The 18,399-nt window shown below is 44.6% G+C and carries 16 protein-coding genes and 1 tRNA gene; 14 read left to right on the top strand and 3 right to left on the bottom strand.

The window, feature by feature from the left end; all coding sequences use genetic code 11:
- Positions 1–56: 56 nt before the first annotated feature.
- From purT to mglC, 8 genes are all read left to right on the top strand, one after another.
- Positions 57–1,247 (top strand): formate-dependent phosphoribosylglycinamide formyltransferase, encoded by a 1,191-nt coding sequence (gene purT / locus MHH46_RS20960; RefSeq protein ID WP_076192169.1) that lies wholly within the window; start codon positions 57–59, stop codon positions 1,245–1,247.
- Positions 1,237–1,701, top strand: coding sequence for a GNAT family N-acetyltransferase (locus MHH46_RS20955; protein WP_232061416.1), 465 nt, complete (start codon positions 1,237–1,239; stop codon positions 1,699–1,701). The genes purT and MHH46_RS20955 overlap by 11 nt, the downstream gene beginning before the upstream one ends.
- Before the next feature lie 194 nt (positions 1,702–1,895).
- Positions 1,896–3,548, top strand: a complete 1,653-nt coding sequence (locus MHH46_RS20950) for a response regulator (protein ID WP_076183962.1) — start codon at positions 1,896–1,898, stop codon at positions 3,546–3,548.
- 2 nt (positions 3,549–3,550) lie between these two features.
- Positions 3,551–5,380, top strand: coding sequence for a sensor histidine kinase (locus MHH46_RS20945; RefSeq protein WP_081387836.1), 1,830 nt, complete (start codon positions 3,551–3,553; stop codon positions 5,378–5,380).
- Positions 5,377–6,399, top strand: a complete 1,023-nt coding sequence (locus MHH46_RS20940; protein WP_076127584.1) for a substrate-binding domain-containing protein — start codon at positions 5,377–5,379, stop codon at positions 6,397–6,399. The genes MHH46_RS20945 and MHH46_RS20940 overlap by 4 nt, the downstream gene beginning before the upstream one ends.
- A gap of 197 nt (positions 6,400–6,596) precedes the next feature.
- Positions 6,597–7,667 carry a galactose ABC transporter substrate-binding protein gene (locus MHH46_RS20935; RefSeq protein WP_094903385.1) on the top strand — a complete coding sequence of 357 codons (1,071 nt, stop codon included), beginning with the start codon at positions 6,597–6,599 and terminating at the stop codon, positions 7,665–7,667.
- Between the two features lie 146 nt (positions 7,668–7,813).
- Positions 7,814–9,325 (top strand): sugar ABC transporter ATP-binding protein, encoded by a 1,512-nt coding sequence (locus tag MHH46_RS20930; protein WP_076101437.1) that lies wholly within the window; start codon positions 7,814–7,816, stop codon positions 9,323–9,325.
- 93 nt (positions 9,326–9,418) lie between these two features.
- Positions 9,419–10,426: a galactose/methyl galactoside ABC transporter permease MglC gene (gene mglC / locus MHH46_RS20925; RefSeq protein WP_076127586.1), complete on the top strand. Its 1,008-nt coding sequence runs from the start codon at positions 9,419–9,421 to the stop codon at positions 10,424–10,426.
- Between the two features lie 336 nt (positions 10,427–10,762).
- Here mglC and MHH46_RS20920 read toward each other — a convergent pair whose 3' ends face one another.
- Positions 10,763–10,978, bottom strand: coding sequence for a hypothetical protein (locus MHH46_RS20920; protein ID WP_076192167.1), 216 nt, complete (start codon positions 10,976–10,978; stop codon positions 10,763–10,765).
- 133 nt (positions 10,979–11,111) lie between these two features.
- Positions 11,112–11,288 (bottom strand): hypothetical protein, encoded by a 177-nt coding sequence (locus tag MHH46_RS20915; protein ID WP_175623563.1) that lies wholly within the window; start codon positions 11,286–11,288, stop codon positions 11,112–11,114.
- Positions 11,289–11,406: 118 nt separating this feature from the next.
- Here MHH46_RS20915 and MHH46_RS20910 point away from each other — a divergent pair, with 118 nt between their 5' ends.
- From MHH46_RS20910 to MHH46_RS20900, 3 genes are all read left to right on the top strand, one after another.
- Positions 11,407–11,829 carry a hypothetical protein gene (locus MHH46_RS20910; RefSeq protein WP_076192165.1) on the top strand — a complete coding sequence of 141 codons (423 nt, stop codon included), beginning with the start codon at positions 11,407–11,409 and terminating at the stop codon, positions 11,827–11,829.
- Positions 11,830–11,909: 80 nt separating this feature from the next.
- On the top strand, positions 11,910–13,874 hold the full coding sequence (locus tag MHH46_RS20905; protein WP_076127593.1) for a WG repeat-containing protein: 1,965 nt from the start codon (positions 11,910–11,912) through the stop codon (positions 13,872–13,874).
- Between the two features lie 303 nt (positions 13,875–14,177).
- On the top strand, positions 14,178–14,912 hold the full coding sequence (locus tag MHH46_RS20900) for a CAP domain-containing protein (protein WP_076192163.1): 735 nt from the start codon (positions 14,178–14,180) through the stop codon (positions 14,910–14,912).
- 133 nt (positions 14,913–15,045) lie between these two features.
- On the opposite strand, the gene MHH46_RS20895 is transcribed toward MHH46_RS20900, so the two are convergent.
- Positions 15,046–15,118, bottom strand: a tRNA-Lys gene (locus tag MHH46_RS20895).
- A gap of 239 nt (positions 15,119–15,357) precedes the next feature.
- Between MHH46_RS20895 and MHH46_RS20890 the strand changes: the two genes are divergently transcribed.
- From MHH46_RS20890 to MHH46_RS20880, 3 genes are all read left to right on the top strand, one after another.
- Positions 15,358–16,197 carry a GDSL-type esterase/lipase family protein gene (locus tag MHH46_RS20890; RefSeq protein WP_076127595.1) on the top strand — a complete coding sequence of 280 codons (840 nt, stop codon included), beginning with the start codon at positions 15,358–15,360 and terminating at the stop codon, positions 16,195–16,197.
- 102 nt (positions 16,198–16,299) lie between these two features.
- On the top strand, positions 16,300–17,280 hold the full coding sequence (locus MHH46_RS20885) for an ABC transporter ATP-binding protein (RefSeq protein ID WP_036685707.1): 981 nt from the start codon (positions 16,300–16,302) through the stop codon (positions 17,278–17,280).
- Positions 17,273–18,262 (top strand): ABC transporter permease, encoded by a 990-nt coding sequence (locus tag MHH46_RS20880; RefSeq protein ID WP_036685819.1) that lies wholly within the window; start codon positions 17,273–17,275, stop codon positions 18,260–18,262. Before MHH46_RS20885 ends, MHH46_RS20880 begins: the two co-directional genes overlap by 8 nt.
- The last annotated feature ends 137 nt before the right edge of the window (positions 18,263–18,399 follow it).

The following is an 18,399-nucleotide window of genomic DNA, read 5'->3' as shown; positions in this document are numbered from 1 at the left end:
TTCTGAAATTCATAAAAACGAGACAGTCAATTTGCCGAAAGAGGTTGGAATCGACAATGTGGGGAGCTCCTTTTTCAGCTCAAAGCCGCAAGCTGTTGCTGCTGGGCAGCGGGGAACTGGGTAAGGAAGTCATAATTGAAGCTCAACGCCTTGGCGTAGAGACCGTAGCTGTAGACCGTTATACCGATGCACCGGCGATGGGTGTAGCTCATCGTTCACATGTAATTGATATGCTGGATGCAGAGGCGCTGAAAGCGCTGATTCGCTCTGAGAAACCGGATGTCATTGTTCCGGAGATTGAGGCAATTGCGACTCATGCTCTTCAAGAGCTTGAAGAAGAAGGCTTTTTCGTTGTTCCGACGGCGCGGGCGGCTCGGCTGACCATGGACAGAGAAGGGATTCGTCGTCTTGCGGCTGAAGACCTTGGACTGCCAACTGCTGATTACCGTTTTGCGGATAGTCTGGAAGAGCTGCAACAAGCTATAGCCGAGTTAGGCACTCCTTGTGTCATTAAGCCGATTATGAGTTCTTCTGGCAAGGGTCAGAGCGTATGCAAAAGACCTGAAGATGCAGAAAACTGCTGGAACACTGCTTTGGATGGAGCGAGAGCTAAAGGAACACGGGTTATCGTGGAGGCTTTTGTTACTTTTGAGAGCGAGATTACTCTTTTGACGGTGCGATCTGTGTCTGGTACGGTATTTTGTCCACCTATTGGACATATTCAGAAGGATGGAGATTACGTGGAATCCTGGCAGCCTCACTTTATGAAGCCAGAGCTGCTTGAAGAAGCGCAATCTATTGCAAAAGCAGTAACGGATCAGCTCGGAGGTTTCGGTATTTTTGGAGTGGAACTTTTTTTGACAGATCGAGGCGTATTGTTCAGTGAAGTGTCACCTAGACCCCATGATACGGGGATGGTCACGATGGCGACGCAGGATTTATCTCAATTTGCAGTGCATGTCAGAGCTATTCTTGGTTTTCCTGTCCAGTCAGTACAATTGCTGACACCTGGTGCCTCAGCTACGCTGAAGGCTGATGGAGAAGGACGAGCCTTTGCTGTGACCGGAATTGGTGAAGCTTTGGAACTGCCTAGGACTCAGGTTCGCGTATTTGGTAAACCGGAAGTTCGTCCTGGTCGGCGGATGGCAGTAGCGTTAAGTGCGGCGGAAGATGTGGAAATCGCGCGGACGATAGCCAAGCAGGCGGCGTCTATGCTAAAAGTGGAGGTATATGAGGATGAACAGTAGTACCATGGCACCTGTACTGGAAATTCGCAAATGCGGCTTGAATGATCTGGAGAGAGTTACAGCGCTTCTGCGGGAATTCGGCTATCCAACAACGCTAAGCGTGATGAAAGAGAGACTGGAAAGCATGGAGAACAGCAATCTCCAATGCACACTTGTAGCAGAGCTGAACAATGAAGTTGTGGGTATGATCGGCCTTAGACAGGTAAGCTCGTATTACAAACAGACAGATTGTATCACTGAGATTACTGCACTTATCGTATCAGAAGAACTCAGAGGAAACGGACTCGGTAAAAGACTTGTGGCCGCAGCAGAAGAATGGGCACGTGAGCAAGGTTGCTGTCAGCTTTTCCTTAGAAGTGGCAACCGCGTAGAACGCGCACCGGCACATGCTTTTTATCGTCATATCGGTTTCGAAAAGACAGCAGGCTATCGCTTTAACAAAGCGTTGCTATAATACTTATAGGTTACCGATCATCCCCATCCCAGCTACGGCGGGATGGTTTTTTTTTGCTCTGGAACTCTTTTTTTATATGTATTTAATATATTAATACCTAAAACTATTTAAATAACTTAACCATAGATGGATTGGTTTGAATCATATACAATAAAATTTATGACATCTAAAACGTTTCCAAAGAGGGATGAGACATGTATAAGCTAGTTCTTGCTGAAGATGAAGAAGACGTTAGGGAAGGCGTTATCGGGCAGATTGACTGGGAGCGTTACGGATTTGAGATTGTCGAGCAGGCGGAGAATGGACGGGAAGCTGCGGATGCCATAGACCGTTTGCTGCCGGATGTGGTAGTTACCGATATCCAAATGCCTTTTATGAATGGACTTCAGCTGGCTGAATGGATTCGTAGTCATCATCCTAACACTAAGATTATCATTTTGACTGGGTATGATGAATTTGAATATGCTCAGAAGGCGATAAAATTGCAAATTGATGAGTATATTTTGAAACCGTTCTCTTCACAGGAATTAATTGAAGTATTGCTTAAGGTTAGAGCCACTATCGAGGCTGAAATTGCAGAAAAAGAAAATGTATTTGTACTCAGTGAGCATTACCGGAAAAGTCTGCCTGTGTTAAGGGAGCAATTTTTATCGTCCCTTATTTCGCGTAGATTGCGTACGGATGAAATTGCTGAGAAAAGCACTGAATATGGCATAAAATTAACGGGACGGTGGTTTCAGGCTTCGGTAATTAGTGTGGATTATATTCGTCCTGAGCGGGAATCTGCTGGGGGTGCAACAGGCGGACAAATTTCTTTACGAGACACTGGTGAAAAGAATTTACAGCTATTCGCTGTGCTGAATATTGCTGAAGAAATATGCTCGAAGCATGGTTTTGGAAGGGTGTTTATTCATCGTGATGAGGTCGTATTGCTCACAATCCATGAAGAAGGGGAAGAAACTGATATTACTGGAAAGACATTTGAGCTTCTTGAAGAAATCCGCCAGAACGTACAGCGTTTTCTGAAGCTGACGGTCACGGCAGGCTCCGGAACGGTCTGTTCATCGCCTGCTTTGTTATTTAATTCTTTTGGGGATGCCTTGCAGGCATTAGATTATCGGCTTATTCTCGGCAATAACCGGGTGATCTGGATTGAGGACGTTGAGTCACGTTCCAGCACACTGCTAACCTATGATGAACTAACCCAGCAATCCTTAATCCGGACGATTAAACTAGGTACGGTGCAAGAACTCAAAGAGGTTGTTGAGGATTTATTTGCCGGTCTTGACGCAGAGCAGGTGTCTACACAGGATTATCAGATTTTTTTGCTGGAGATTTTTACATCTATCCTGCGAGTGGCTAAAGAATCCGGCAGTGAGGCTGCAAAGTATATTGGTTCTGGCATTTCGTCGCTAACTGCCATCAATAAATTTAATAGTATGGCCGAAGCCAAGCAATGGATTATTGCAGTCTGTAGCGGTTTAATGGATACGATTGCATTAGAACGTCAATCCTCCTATAAGCTGCTTATTGATGAAGCTAAAGAATATATACGCAGCCACTATGTTGAATCTGATATTTCCATCGGCAAGGTTTGTCAGCATTTACATATAAGTACCGGCTATTTTAGCAGTATTTTCAAGAAGGAAATGAAAATGACGTTCGTTAGTTATCTTTTGCAAATTAGGTTAGAAGCAGCCAAGGAACTTTTGCGGTCCACGGAGCTGAAGGCCTTTGAAATTGCAGAAAAAATAGGTTTTGCCGATCCTAACTATTTCAGCTTTTGTTTCCGCAAAAAATATGGCCAATCTCCTAAAGAGTATAAAAACAGCTCCAGAGGAGGGTAAAGATGCTGAAGGATAAACCATATTCCTTTCCTCTAAGACCGCAGCATCCCAAAGGTGGAAAACGTCGGTTGTCCTCCAAGCTCCGAAGCATTCAAGTTACGATTACACTCACTTTTACATCTGTTGCCGTGCTAGTAGCTGTAGTTGTAAGTCTTATGCTGTACAACAAGTTTGCCAAGACCGCAGAAGAGAATGCCAATATGAATATGCAGCAGATCATTGAGCAAGTGAATTACAATCTAGGTCTTTATGTTAAGGGAATGCGCAATATTTTTGAGACAGCGGAGGAGCAGATTACGAATAGCCCTTCCGTGGATTCCGCTTTATTGACGGAAAGAATGGCTATGCTAATGGGGAGCAGAGAGGATCTGGTCTCGGCGGCTGTTTTTACCCCACAGGGGAAATATGTCGTGGGAACACCCGGTCAGAAGCTGCGCAGTAACACACAGCTGGAGACTCAGAGCTGGTTTACGACGGCGCAAAGAACATCAGAGCTCTCCTATTCCGCACCTCATATTCAGAATTTGTTCAAAGGTCAATATATCTGGGTTGTGTCTATCAGCAAATTAATTCAATATAAGGAGAACGGAGTCTTAAAAACCGGCATCCTGCTGATGGATTTTAACTTTCGAACCATTGATGAGCTGAGCAAGCAGGTTAAGCTTGGCAAAAGAGGATACGCTTACATCCTCGATCAGCTAGGAAATATTGTGTACCATCCCCAGCAGCAGCTGATTTACGCTGGCTTAAAATATGAGAATGTGGAGCCAGTACTGGAATATGCTTTTCGTAGCTATTTGGATGAGTCTACGGGTGAAAAACGTTTTATCACCGTAAGGACACTGGAACAGACAGGCTGGAAGATCGTGGGCGTGGCTTATTACGATGAGATTGTAACCACCAAACGTGATCTAAACACTTTTTTATCCTGGTTTTTAGCGGTAGTCATTTTATGCGTAATTATTGTATCCGTCTTTTTGTCTGCACGTATTGCCCGCCCTATCCGCAAGCTGGAACGGACGCTTCAGCAGGTGGGCGAAGGGGATCTCAACACCCGAATAGATGTCAGTGGGGCGTATGAGGTGGAACAGCTGTCCAAACGGTTTAACCTTATGCTGCAACGTATCCGTCAACTGATGGATCAGATTATTTATGAACAGGAAACCAAACGTAAAGGTGAGCTTGAAGTACTGCAATCCCAGATCAATCCGCACTTTCTGTACAATACCTTGAATTCTGTGATCCGGCTCGCTGAACGCGGCAAGACTGAGGAGGTAGTCACGATGATTCAGTCCTTATCGAAGTTTTTCCGGATTAGCCTTAGTAAAGGGAATAATATGATTACCGTGCAGGAAGAGCTTGATCATGTTCGTCATTACCTTGTGATTCAGAGCTTTCGGTTCAAAAATAAGTTCCGCTACGAGATCGAGGCTCAGGATGAAGTGCTGCAGTGTCAGACGATTAAGCTAATTTTACAACCTATTGTGGAGAATGCCCTGTATCACGGGATTGAAATGATGCCTGATGAAGGTTTTATTTCGATCCAAGCGGAGCTGAAGGATGATCTTGTCATCATCCGCATTCGTGATAATGGACTGGGAATGTCCGAGGAGACTATGAAGGTTCTTTTGACTGGCGGCAGTAAGAGTATGCATGGCTCCGGGGTAGGCGTTAGAAATGTTAACGAGCGTATTGAGCTGTATTATGGGCGTGATTATGGTCTTTCTTTTGAAAGTGAAATTGAAGAAGGCACTACGGTTACTCTTATCTTCCCGGCACTCACAGCAGGCGAGGGCAATCCTGGACATGAGGAGGATGAGACATCGGTATGAGAATCGTTCGTTTTTGGCTAACCCTGCTGGTATGTGTGATGTTATGGACAACCATCACCTCTTGTTTTAATTCGGCACCTAATTATATCAACACGAACAAAACCCGCAATATTCATCTTATTGTAAAAATGAACAAAGGCGACTATTGGAATACAGTTAGATTGGGGGCAGAAGCCGCGGCACAGGAATTTAATGTGAAACTAACGTTCAAAGCTCCGAATGCTGAGAGTGATATTGCGGAACAGGTCAGAATGGTTGAGGACTCCATTAAAGAAAAAGCGGACGTTATTATTTTAGCTGCCAGTAGCTATATGGGACTTGCACAAGTGGTTGATCGGGCGGCATATTCCAAGATTCCCGTATTGTCTGTGGATGCAGAAGTCGGTTCGGCCAGAGTAAGAGCCTATGTGGGTTCAAACGGCTATGAAGCGGGACAAAAGTCTGCAGAAAGACTCATTCAGCTGCTAAATGGATACGGGGAGGTTGGCATCATTAACTTCACAAATTCATCTTTGGGGGCGGAGCAGGAGTCTTCAAACGGCATTGAATATGGTGCTAGGGACGCGGAGGAGCGGGAAAAGGGATTTTTAAATTACGCTGCCCGATATCCGAACATACAGGTAGTAGAGATTTCTTATACCACGTCGAGTATTAGTGATGCTGAAGAGCTGACACGGTTAATGCTGCTGAAACATCCAAATCTTCGCGGGATCGCCAGCTTGAATGAGACAGCTTCACAGGGGGCGGCAAAAGCTATCCAGAGCCGAGGGCTGCATAATATTAAAATGGTTGCGTTCGACAGCTCCCCGTCAATGATGGAGTTGCTGCAGGAGGGTACGGTTCAAGCGACCGTAATCCAAAATCCTTTTAGTAACGGGTATTTAGCCGTAAAACATGCCGTTGAGGTAATCGAAGGAATGGATGTTCCTGAACGTGTCGATACGGGCACTAAACTCATTGATTTGGACAATATGCTGTGGCCTGAGAATCAGAAATTATTATTTCCCTTCGTCAGATAGTGGACGGTTTATTTTTGAAAAGACGAATGCCATCCTTAAAATGGGAGGTATTCGTTTTTTGGGTTCAGTAGAATTTTTATAAAAGTGAGTAGGATTTTATATTCGAAACCGTTTTCACCTAAGGCATAATATGGATGTGCCCGAGAGAATTCAGGGTTAAACCAAAAAAAGAAGTATAAACAGGAGGTCAATGAATAATGAAAAAAATCACTTCCGTTCTTTTAGCAAGCGCAATACTGGGTGCCGCCCTGGCAGGCTGTGGCAATAGCAACAATAATGCAGACAGTGGTAAAGCTACCAACGCTCCAAAAACTGAAAATGCGGGCTCTTCCACTGAAACGCCAAAAGTAGGGGTAGCCATTTACAAATTTGACGATACCTTCATGACAGGTGTTCGTAACGCAATCGACACTGCTGCCAAAGGCATTGCTACTGTAGATATCGTAGATAGCCAAAATTCTCAACCCACACAAAATGACAAAGTTGACTTGTTCATCACCAAAAAATATAAAGGCATGCTGATCAATCCGGTTGACCGTACTGCGGCTGGCGTTATTATCGAAAAAGCAAAAGCGGCAAATATTCCGGTGGTTTTCCTGAACCGCGAGCCGCTGCCAGAAGATATGAAGAAATGGGATAAGGTTTATTATGTAGGCGCTAAAGCGGAAGAATCCGGAACTATGTCCGGTCAACTGATCGTGGACTACTGGAAGGCACATCCTGAAGCAGATAAAAACGGCGACGGTGTCCTCCAATACGTAATGCTAAAAGGCGAACCGGGGCACCAAGACGCTGAGCTTCGTACTACTTACTCCATCCAAGCAATTGAAGATGCCGGCATCAAGGTAGAAAAGCTGGCTGAAGATACTGCGATGTGGGACCGCGTAAAAGGGCAAGAAAAAATGGCAGCGTTCCTTGGCTCCCATGGCGACAAAATTGAAGCTGTGCTTGCGAACAATGACGATATGGCTCTCGGTGCCATCGAAGCTCTGAAAGCTTCAGGTTACTTCACGGGTGATAAATTCATGCCGGTAGTAGGTGTAGATGCTACTGCTCCTGCGATTCAAGCGCTGCAAGATGGAACGATGCTTGGTACCGTGCTGAATGATGCGAACAACCAAGGTAAAGCTGCGATCACAGTTGCTGCTCTGCTTGCTAAAGGAGAAACACCTACAAAAGATAACGTAGGCTTTGATATCACAGACAACCAATACGTGTGGATTTCCTATAAAAAGATCACCAAAGACAATATCGATGACGCCAAATAATAACGCTCTAATCTAGATGGAATTCATGATCATATGGCAGCAACGGGGAGCGGATATTCGCTCCTCGGATTTCTTTCAGGCAGGGAACAGGATGAAACCGCTGTGCCTCTCATGAAAAAAGAAAAAAGCGTAGGGGGCGTAACAACATGGAAAAAGCTGAGTTTTTGCTAGAAATGAATGATATTACTAAAGAATTCCCCGGCGTCAAAGCGCTGGATGCAGTTAGTTTAAAGGTCAGACCAGGTTCGGTGCATGCCCTTATGGGCGAGAATGGTGCGGGTAAGTCCACTTTAATGAAATGTCTCTTTGGTATTTATTCACCGGATGCCGGTGAGATTTTTTTGGAGGGTGAGAAGACCTCTATCGGAAGCTCAAATGACGCTTTGAAAAATGGGATCTCCATGATTCACCAAGAGCTGCATCCCGTGCCGTTCCGAAGTGTGATGGAGAATATCTGGTTAGGACGTTTCCCAACCAAAGGGATTGGACCTTTTCAGTTTATTGACCATAAGAAAATGTACACTGACACGGAGAATTTGTTTAAAGATCTGGATATCGATCTGAATCCCGAGACATTAGTGGGTAAGCTGTCTGTATCCAAAATCCAATCCATTGAAATTGCGAAGGCTGTCTCTTTTCACTCCCGCGTTATTGTAATGGATGAACCTACTTCCTCCCTGACCAGTGTGGAGGTGGAGCATTTATTTCGGATCATACGGGACCTTAGGAGTAGAGGCGTAGCTATTATTTATATATCTCACAAAATGGAAGAGATTCTCGAAATTTCTGACGAGGTTACCATTATGCGGGACGGTAAAAAAATCGGAACCTGGCCAGCGGCGGAATTGACTACAGATCTTATCATTTCCAAAATGGTCGGCCGCGACTTGACCAATCGATTCCCAGAACGTTTTAACGTGCCTGGCGAAGTATATATGAAGGTTGAAGGATTAACCTCCCCTGAAGAAAGATCGTTTAAAGATGTTTCTTTTGAATTAAGACGAGGTGAGGTTTTAGGGATTGGTGGTCTGGTAGGCGCTCAGAGAACAGAGGTTATTGAGGCATTATTCGGCCTGAGGGCTATCAAATCGGGGACGATTTCTATCGATGGTAAGCGCATTCATATCCAATCTCCCAAGGATGCTAAGAAACACGGAATGGCTTTGCTTACGGAGGAACGGCGTGTCACCGGTATTTTTCCAGTCTTGTCTGTTCATGAAAATGGCGCAATCGCTAATCTGCATCGATACCAGAAACTACTACTTCTACTAGATGGAAAAAAGAAAAAAGAAGAAGTCGATAAAATGATTGAAAAATTACGGACCAAAACTCCAACAACCAAAACGCTGATCATGAATCTTTCTGGTGGGAATCAGCAAAAAGTGCTGCTCGCCAGATGGCTTCTAACCGAGCCCGAAATCCTGCTTCTGGACGAGCCGACTCGCGGTATCGACGTAGGGGCTAAATTCGAGATTTATTCGATTATTGCCGACTTGGCGCAGCAAGGGAAAAGCATCATTATGATCTCCTCAGAAATGCCGGAGCTGCTCGGAATGTCTGACCGTGTAATGGTCATGTCGGAGGGTAGGCTTACCGGAATACTAGAAGGCGAGCAAGCTACGGAAACCGAAGTTATGCGGCTCGCTGCACAGCATTAGGATAGGATTTCAATGATAGTTTTGCTGGGCGAAACTAGATTTGGTTTACGAAGAGAAGTACTCTTCGCGTAACTTTAAGGAGGAACACTACTAATGAACGCTAAACGAGCCCAATCTTTTATTACTCAAAATGCTATTTATATTGTCTTGGTAATTCTAATTATGGGTATTGCCTTATATGAGCCGGCCTTTATCTCTGTAAATACTTTACGGGACATTCTAATTCAGTCGTCAACACGGATTATCATCGCGCTTGGTGTTGCCTTCATCCTTATCACAGCTGGGACGGACTTGTCTGCTGGACGTGTGGTTGGTTTTACAGCGGTAATCTCTGCTTCGATGCTGCAAATTCCGGATTATTCCCGGCGCTTTTTTCCTGATCTGCCGCAGGTGCAAGTGTGGCTTCCGATCCTTATAGCTATTATCGCTGGCCTTCTCTGCGGACTAGTCAATGGTATTGTCGTCTCCAAGCTGAACGTCCCGCCGTTTATCGCAACACTGGGTACGATGGTTATCGTCTACGGCTTGAATTCCTTGTACTTTGACATGGACCCCAACCAATCACAGCCGATTGGCGGTCTGCGTCCAGATTTCACTACAATCGGTTCCGGGTTTATCGGCAAGGGGCAATATTCAATCCCGTATATCGTGCTGATAGCCTTGGGTGTCGCCGCCATCGTATGGGTGGTGTTCAATAAAACTAAGCTGGGCAAGAACATGTACGCTATCGGCGGTAACATGCAGGCAGCAAAAGTATCTGGCATCGATGTTTCCAAGAACTTGATCTACATCTATGCGATTGCTGGAGCCCTTTATGGTTTGGCGGGTGTGCTGGAGGCTGCCAGAACAGGTGGCGCAACCAATAACTACGGGAACATGTATGAGCTTGATGCGATTGCTGCTTGCGTCGTGGGCGGGGTGTCCACAACCGGTGGTATCGGAACAGTGCCAGGTGTTCTGGTCGGTGTTATTATCTTTACCTTAATCAACTACGGCCTGACCTTTATCGGCATCAGCCCTTACTATCAGTTGATTATCAAAGGTCTGATCATCATCGCCGCGGTCGCGTTTGATATGCGGAAGTATTCTTCGAAGAAGTAGTTGTGTGGGGGATGTGTGGTGATTATAGCGTTTGCTATTTATGGCAAACGCTTTTTGGTTTGTCCATTTTCGCTTGCGGATATAAGCAACTCGTAAGAATCAGTTCATAAGATACAAATCATATGAACCTATTTAAAGTACAAATTCATAAGTGCCAATTCATATGATGCAAATTAAAAGTACCGATTTATAAGAAGCAATTCATAAGTACAAATTCATAAGTACTGAACGTCGCCCCCTTGCTCCTCGCATAGGAAAACTACGCACGAGCACGAAAACTACCCACAAAAACTAACCACAAAAACTATGTATGAAAAACTACCCACAAAAACTAGTTTAATTAGTTAGGGATAAACCAATTTCGCTCCCACTAGTACCATTGGGACCAGCATCAAGTACAGCAATAATATCAACTACGCCAATAATATCAACTACACCAATAATGTCACTGTCAGCACTGCTAACTAAAGCACCACTAACTACGGTACTGCCAACCACAACACTGTCAACCACAACACGACTAACTACAGTACTAACAACTAAACACAACACCAAAACTACCCACTAAAATGCCACCACGACTAAACAGCGCCAGCAACACTAACATCAACATTACTTACTACCACCAACTTCAATCAACATTGCCACCCCTGCTCCATCAAATCTAATATTCCACCAATAGGATTTACTCCACCCAATAGTTGCACCATAACCGCCACGGTACTACTACAGCATCATTACCATCACCAATTAATATCATCAACACAAACACGGTTATCACAATCCTCTCAACATTATCAGCATGAACATGGCAATCACCGCCACAAATCAATATCAGCAGTAATAACACGACCATCGTCATCAGGAGCACCACGAAAACACATCATATTCATCATTGCTCACCAACAATATCAACAAACTAATAGTAGTTACAGAACAGAAGCACCATGAGGTGAGAGAACGGTATAAATCCCGTAGAATTGGCTGAAACGAGTTACGTGGGGCGAAAGAACGGTATAAATCCCGTAGAATTGGCTGAAACGAGCTACGTGGGGCGAAAGAACGGTATAAATCCCGCAGAATTGGCTGAAACGAGCTACGTGAGGCGAAAGAACGGTATAAATCCCGCAGAATTAGCTGAAACGAGCTACGGAGGAGGAAAGAGAGGCATTAATGCTCTAAAGTACGCCAAAACGAGCTACAGTGGAGGAAAGAGAGTCATTAATGCCCTAGAATACGCCGAAACGAGCGACGGAGGAGGAAAGAGAGGCAAAAATGCCCTAGAATACACCAAAACGAGCGACGGAGGAGGAAAGAGAGTCATTAATGCCCTAGAATACGCCAAATCGAGCAACGGAAGTGGAAAGAGAGGCAAAAGTATCCTAGAATACGCCTCCCCCTAACCCCAAAGATCAAAAAGCACATAAACCAACGTTCTCCCATATTCTATAGGCAAATGCCTTTGTTAAAGGGGAGCGACTGGATGTTAAGGATTAGGTTGAATGAGCTGGGGAAAGGGAATGACAATGGTCTGATACAGGCGGATGTATGGAAATGGGATGGCATTGGCTGGAACGAATATATTACTCAGCAGGATGAGGATTTCATACGCACGGAAGAGGAGTTGTTCGTCACGATTCCGGCAGAAGCGGGATTATATCGTGTAGATTACTCTAATAAGCCTTTTGAGGCGCCATACTTATTGCCGGAGTGGGTGGGGGACGATCTGCGGACCACGGGTCTCCATCCGGCGCCGTTTAATCTCAAAGAGGGCACACTTTGGGGATATATTAATGACGAGGGCCGTGTTCAGATTGAACCCCGGTACGAATATGCTGAGGATTTTCAAAAGAACGGTCTTGCCGTAGTTCAGCGAAAAAATAACAGCGGGCTCATTGACAGCACTGGAAGAGAACGAGTGAAGCCGATCTATTCTTTTATTGCGCCTTTTTCGGAAGAGCGCGCGGTCGTGTCGGATGCCAAGGGCTACACTTTTATTGATGAAAAAGGCAAAGAAGTGACGTCCGCCCGGTATGATTATTTGAACTCATTACATGAGGGGCGAGCACTATTTTCAAAACAAAATACGACCGGCGGCCAATCGCTATATGGATATGTGGACGCGCAAGGCAAAGAGGTGCTGCCCGCGATTTATGTAGATGCCAATGATTTTATGAACGGCGTGGCTTTGGTTAAAATCAAAGAAGGAGAGTATGCGCTCATCGATCCGGATGGGAACATTCTGCATACGTATAACCATCCTTTCGTTGGAAGTCCGGGAGAAGGTTTGCTAGCCTATCAAGCGACTGAAAACGGTAAATATGGCTATTTAAATACGGATGGTTCTGTAGCTATTCAGCCGCAATTCACCTCTGCTTTACCTTTTTCAGAGGGACGTGCGGTGGTGAATACCGCTGAAAATTATGGCAACGCCTACGGGCTGATTGATAAACAAGGAAAAATGATCATCCCGGCAAAATATTATGAAGTATTGCAGCTAGGTGAAGGCAGAGTAGCCATAGGAACGCCTGTATTCCCCAGCCAGCCTTATCGCGGATCACGTTACGTAATTGCAGATGCGGAAACGGGAGCGGTCCTGAGCAATCACACCCTGCTTGGCGTGAACAATTATCAGGAAGGCTTGGCGTCTGTATTTGATGCTAAAGATACTTATTTTATCGATAGAAGTGGAAAAAAGGCAGCCCAGCCCCCAGTTATTCCAGGGGCAGGAACACTCACCCTTAGCGGACGTTTGATAAGAGCAGATGTAGATCAACGCACATCTTATTATGATCGGCAGGGAAAGCAGGTTTGGCGCCAAAATGGAGTCATTCCGCTGAGACCTCCCTATTCCGTAGTGGAGAAGAAATACAAACCGAACAGGGATTATCTGGTGTATTATCCGGTCGTTGAGGGGATTGCAAGTGCGGAAGTTTCGCGAGAGGTTAACGATAAGCTGCGCAAGCTATCCCTTGCTGAAGACGTTGGGAGTGGAGGGGTTTCCCAGGACTTTAGTTATAATGGTGATTTTTCAGTCTCTTTCTTCCGTAAAAACCTGCTGGTGCTGGAGCTGACCGGGTATCGTTTTCCTTTTGGAGCAGCACATGGAATGCCTACCAAAATCTATCCGCATATTAATTTGCGCAGCGGCAGGTTCTATAAGCTGGGGGATTTGTTCAAGCCGGGCAGCAGATATGTGGAGAAGCTCAGTAAAATTGTGGGCAAACAGATCGAGAACGATCCACAATATTCATATGTTTTTCCGGATACGTATAAAGGAATTACCTCGGATCAGCCCTTTTTTGTAGATAATGAAGCGTTGTATCTATATTTCGCACCTTATGAGATCGCTCCGTATTCTGCAGGTTTTCCAACCTTCCGGATTCCTTATGCGGAAATCATGGGATTGATCTCTACGGAGGGCGAGTTCTGGCAATCGTTTCATTAATCGTCAGGTATCCATAGGTTTGCTGAAGTTGCCGTCCTTTCGGGGAGGGCGACTTTTTTCGCTTTTTTTTCGCGCATAACAGGTAAAATGGTATTTTTAGGCAGGAAAACAGCGAAAGAAAGCGAATGTATCTAGGAATCGGAAATCTTACAGTCAAGACTATTATATGTAAAAAATTAGAAGCGCACATTTGAGAGATTTATGCTACAATGACTGAGGAACAAATTACAACTTTGTAACATTTGTAGATGGTCACTCTAGGCAGAAGCATATATTACACGCAAGAAAAAAGGAGATGGCAGATTGAAGAACAAGACATTAAAAGCAATCATCGGTGGTAGCGTGGCAGCTGTTATGGCACTTAGTATTTCTCTTCCATTGGAAGCAAATGCGGCATCGAATGAATCGACAGTAACAATAAAAGGCACAAGTTATGAGCAAATATTACAATATTTTAAACAAGCTAATCTTGAGGGATTCCCTTTTTCGAATAGCACAATCGTGGTGACTAAGCCGCAAACTGGAACAGTACCAAACAAAGACAACACGACCACAACTACAACTACAAAACCGGTTACAAAGCCAGCAGACACAACTACTGTAACTAAGCCAACAGATAATACAACTACAACAGGTGCTGTGAGTAATAAAGGAACCTATGTTCAGCAAATCGTAACGCTGGTAAACAAAGAACGTGCAGCAGCTGGTTTGTCACCTGTAGCTGGTTTGTCACCTGTAGCTGGATTGGACAGCCTGCACAAAGTTGCCGCTACAAAAGCTACAGATATGCGTTCGAATAACTATTTCTCACATACTTCACCTACGTATGGTTCACCTTTTGATATGATGAAATCCTTTGGCATCACTTATAAAGCCGCAGGTGAGAATATCGCAATGGGACAAAAAACACCAGAGGAAGTAATGAAGGCATGGATGAATAGTCCAGGTCACCGCGCTAATATTTTGAATGCTAACTTCAATTATATCGGTGTAGGCTATGATAATAATTACTGGGTTCAAGAGTTTATTGGTAAATAATACGAGTAGATGCTTCAGGAAGAAATCGTTCTCCGATGTAAGTCGGGGAGCGGTTTTTTTTGTGTGGTGAAGATTAAAAATGCAACAAAAAAAGAAGCAAGGAACTTGTCCTTACTTCTTCTGTCTAGCTCTATGGGTTATGCAGGGGTCGAACCTGCGACCTGCCGATTAAGAGTCGGCTGCTCTACCAGCTAAGCTAATAACCCGTAATGTCTAAAGAGTCAACGGTGAATATTATATAATGGCATTAATTAAAAAGCCAGTATTTTTTTATTTTCAAAAAAGTCCACACTCGTTCCTCGGCAAAAACACTGTAGCAGCGGGATTTTTTTCTTTGCTAGACATTTGCAAAACTTGTATGGAAGAATTATGTTTATGTAACATAGTTAAGATCTTTGTAAATTGTGGAACAATACATAATAGAACGGCATACGGAGGGATAGCTTTGAAGGATTCGAAATGGACATGGCGCAGCGTCAGCTTGATTTCCATAGTAACAACTATAGTTTTGATGGTTGGTTTAGTTTATGCGGTTAAAGATATTATCTATCCGGTCGGAGAGGTTACCGAGAGCAGCTTGCCTCAGCAAACAGCCGCACCGGTGACGGAGACCGTCAAGCTCCTCAAAATTGTTGCGCTCGGGGATTCGCTTACCAAGGGGACCGGTGATAACACCGGAGAAGGGTTTGTTAAGCGTACGGTTACTGGTTTATCCGCAAAAGGTGTCACAGTAGACTTTTTAGGCAATATGGGGATTAACGGGTTGACTACTGCGGGGCTGTTAAGCAAACTGAACGAAGATGGTGTGGAGTATGCCTTGCGCATGTCGAATGTTGTTTTGCTATCCGTCGGAGGAAATGATCTGTTTAAGGATTCGGATATTCTTGAGAATAATGGGGCGCAACAGGGCAACACAACTTCATCAACCTCTGGGCAGGAGCTGACTCCAGAGTCTTTATTAGCCGCTCTGCCAGAAGCAGCAGCTAGACTGGAGAAGATTCTCGATAAAATCTCACAGATCAATCCGAATGCGCAAGTTTACTATATGGGGCTGTATAATCCCTTTGGCGATATTCCAGAATTACTGGCACCAGGCAATCAAGCGGTAACGAAGTGGAATAATACGGCAATGGATATTATTAATGAGCATAGCAACATGACCTTGGTTCCTACGTTTGACTTGTTTAACAGACATTTGGACAAGTATCTATCCACCGATCATTTTCATCCTAATGGTGATGGCTATCAGCGAATCGGAGAACGGTTCATACAGGCTGTGCAGTAGTATATAGGTGAGTGTTAAATTTTGCAGTAAGATCATGTAGGTAAATGCCCTTTGAGCAAGTACAAACCGAGAAAATGACAGTCACAAGGAGCTAAATTAAATATGACAAAAGCGAATAGTGAAGACTCCGGCACAGTCGTCTTGTCTGTGGACGGGGTACGTAAAAAAATAGGACGAAAATGGATTATAGATGATGTCACTTTCGATGTGAGAAAAGGGGAGATTTTCGGCTTTCTCGGGCCTAATGGGGCTGGGAAGACGACCACGATCCGCATGCTTGTGGATTTGATTCGACCTACTGAGGGCAAGATTACAGTATGTGGGTACAATGTGAACCGAAATCCGGAAAAAGCATTGCAATATGTAGGCTCTATCGTTGAGAATCCTGAGGTATATACCTATTTGACCGGGTGGGAGAATTTGCAGCATTTTGCCCGGATGCAGCCTGGCGTAGACAATGAACGTATTAGCGAAGTGGTAGATATTGTTCGATTAGATCAGCGGATACATGATAAGGTAAGTACATACTCGCTTGGGATGAGACAACGATTAGGCATTGCGCAGGCGCTGTTGGGACGTCCACGGCTGCTTATTTTGGACGAGCCGACGAATGGACTTGACCCTAAAGGCATTAAAGAGCTGCGAGAATTCATTCGCAAGCTGGCGGATGAAGGGCTGGCGGTGTTCGTATCGAGCCATCTGCTTAGTGAAATTCAGCTTCTTTGCGACCGTGTAGCGATTATTAGTAAAGGGCGTGTATTGGCAGTAGGTGCGGTAGATGAGCTGATCGCTCGTAATTCGCCGTATGTACTTTGGGAGCTGGAGCCTTTTGCTGAGGCCCGGGAAATGCTGGCTGATCGTTCAGATATTCAAATTCAGAAACTGGAAGACGTCACATTAGATGACTCAATTATTGCCGGGATGGGCCCCAATTCTTTAATAACGATCATGGATCAGGATCTGATCCCCGAGATTGTGGCCGTAATGGTTACTGCTGAAATTGAGGTGAGAGCTGTGCATAAAATTAATCCGACACTGGAACAGCTATTCTTGAAACTAACGGAGGGTGAGAATGTTGAGTAACTTGCTTCCGCTAATCCGTAATGAGTGCTTGAAGATTATAAAAAAGAAACGGTTTTATGTTATACTGCTGATTCTGATTGTACTGGTGCCTATGTTCACCTATGCACAGATGCGTTCAGCCGAACGGAGTCGGGAGAAATTTAATTCCGATTGGCGGCTTGAGATCCAGCAGCAGATTATCGATAATCAAAATTCACTGGGCAGTGACCGGATTCCAGAGGAATGGAAGACTTATCGGCGAATATTTGTACAACAGCTTCAGTATTATCTTCACCATGACGTTAATCCGAATGAACCTAGCGGGGTTACCTTTACCCGAGAATTTATGGATAATTCGGTTACATTATTTATTCCGTTGCTCATTATGGCGGTGGCCTCAGATTTGGTCTCGGCCGAAAGGACAACTGGAACTATCAAAATGCTGTTGACTAGGCCGGTCAAGCGTTGGAAGGTGCTCTTTAGCAAAATGACAGCACTGCTAATGTTTGTCTCGCTTATCGTACTTTCCACATTTGCAATCAGTTACTTTATCTCTGGTCTCGCCTTTGGTTTTAAAGGTTTTAATATTCCTGTTTTTACAGGCTTTAAAATCAGTGGTGATTCGCTAGATATGTCTACTGTACATGCAGTGCCCCAGTGGAAATATATGCTTATGCAAGGTGGTTTGATTTGGTTCGTCAGCGTAGTGGTTGCACTGCTCGCGTTTATGATCTCGGTGCTTGTTCGCAGTACTGCGGCGAGTATAGTAGTTATGATGGCAGCGCTGATTGCAGGTAGTATACTGACCAATATGGCCTCTGCCTGGACAACAGCAAAATATTTATTTATGGTAAATCTTGGACTGACCAGCTATTTGTCTGGTACTCCCGCCCCCATTGAAGGGATGTCCTTGTCATTTTCCATGGCTGTGCTGGCTGTATGGGGGGCCGCTTCGGTGATCATTTCATTCGCCGTCTTTACGAAAAGGGATATTTTGAATTAGAATGAACAAAGTGACCAAAACGTTTGTTTGCATTTCTTAGAAATATAGGAGAGTATAATTTCACGTTATATTCTATCCTTAGGTTTTTGGCAGTAACGGATACCGTTCTTAACATAAAGGACGGCCAAGCCGTTTCT

It is taken from the genome of Paenibacillus sp. FSL H8-0175, assembly GCF_045040615.1.
Lineage (GTDB): Bacteria > Bacillota > Bacilli > Paenibacillales > Paenibacillaceae > Paenibacillus_AQ > Paenibacillus_AQ odorifer.
The sequence above is the reverse complement of the archived record's forward strand: the minus strand, read 5'-3'. Positions and strand labels throughout refer to the sequence as shown.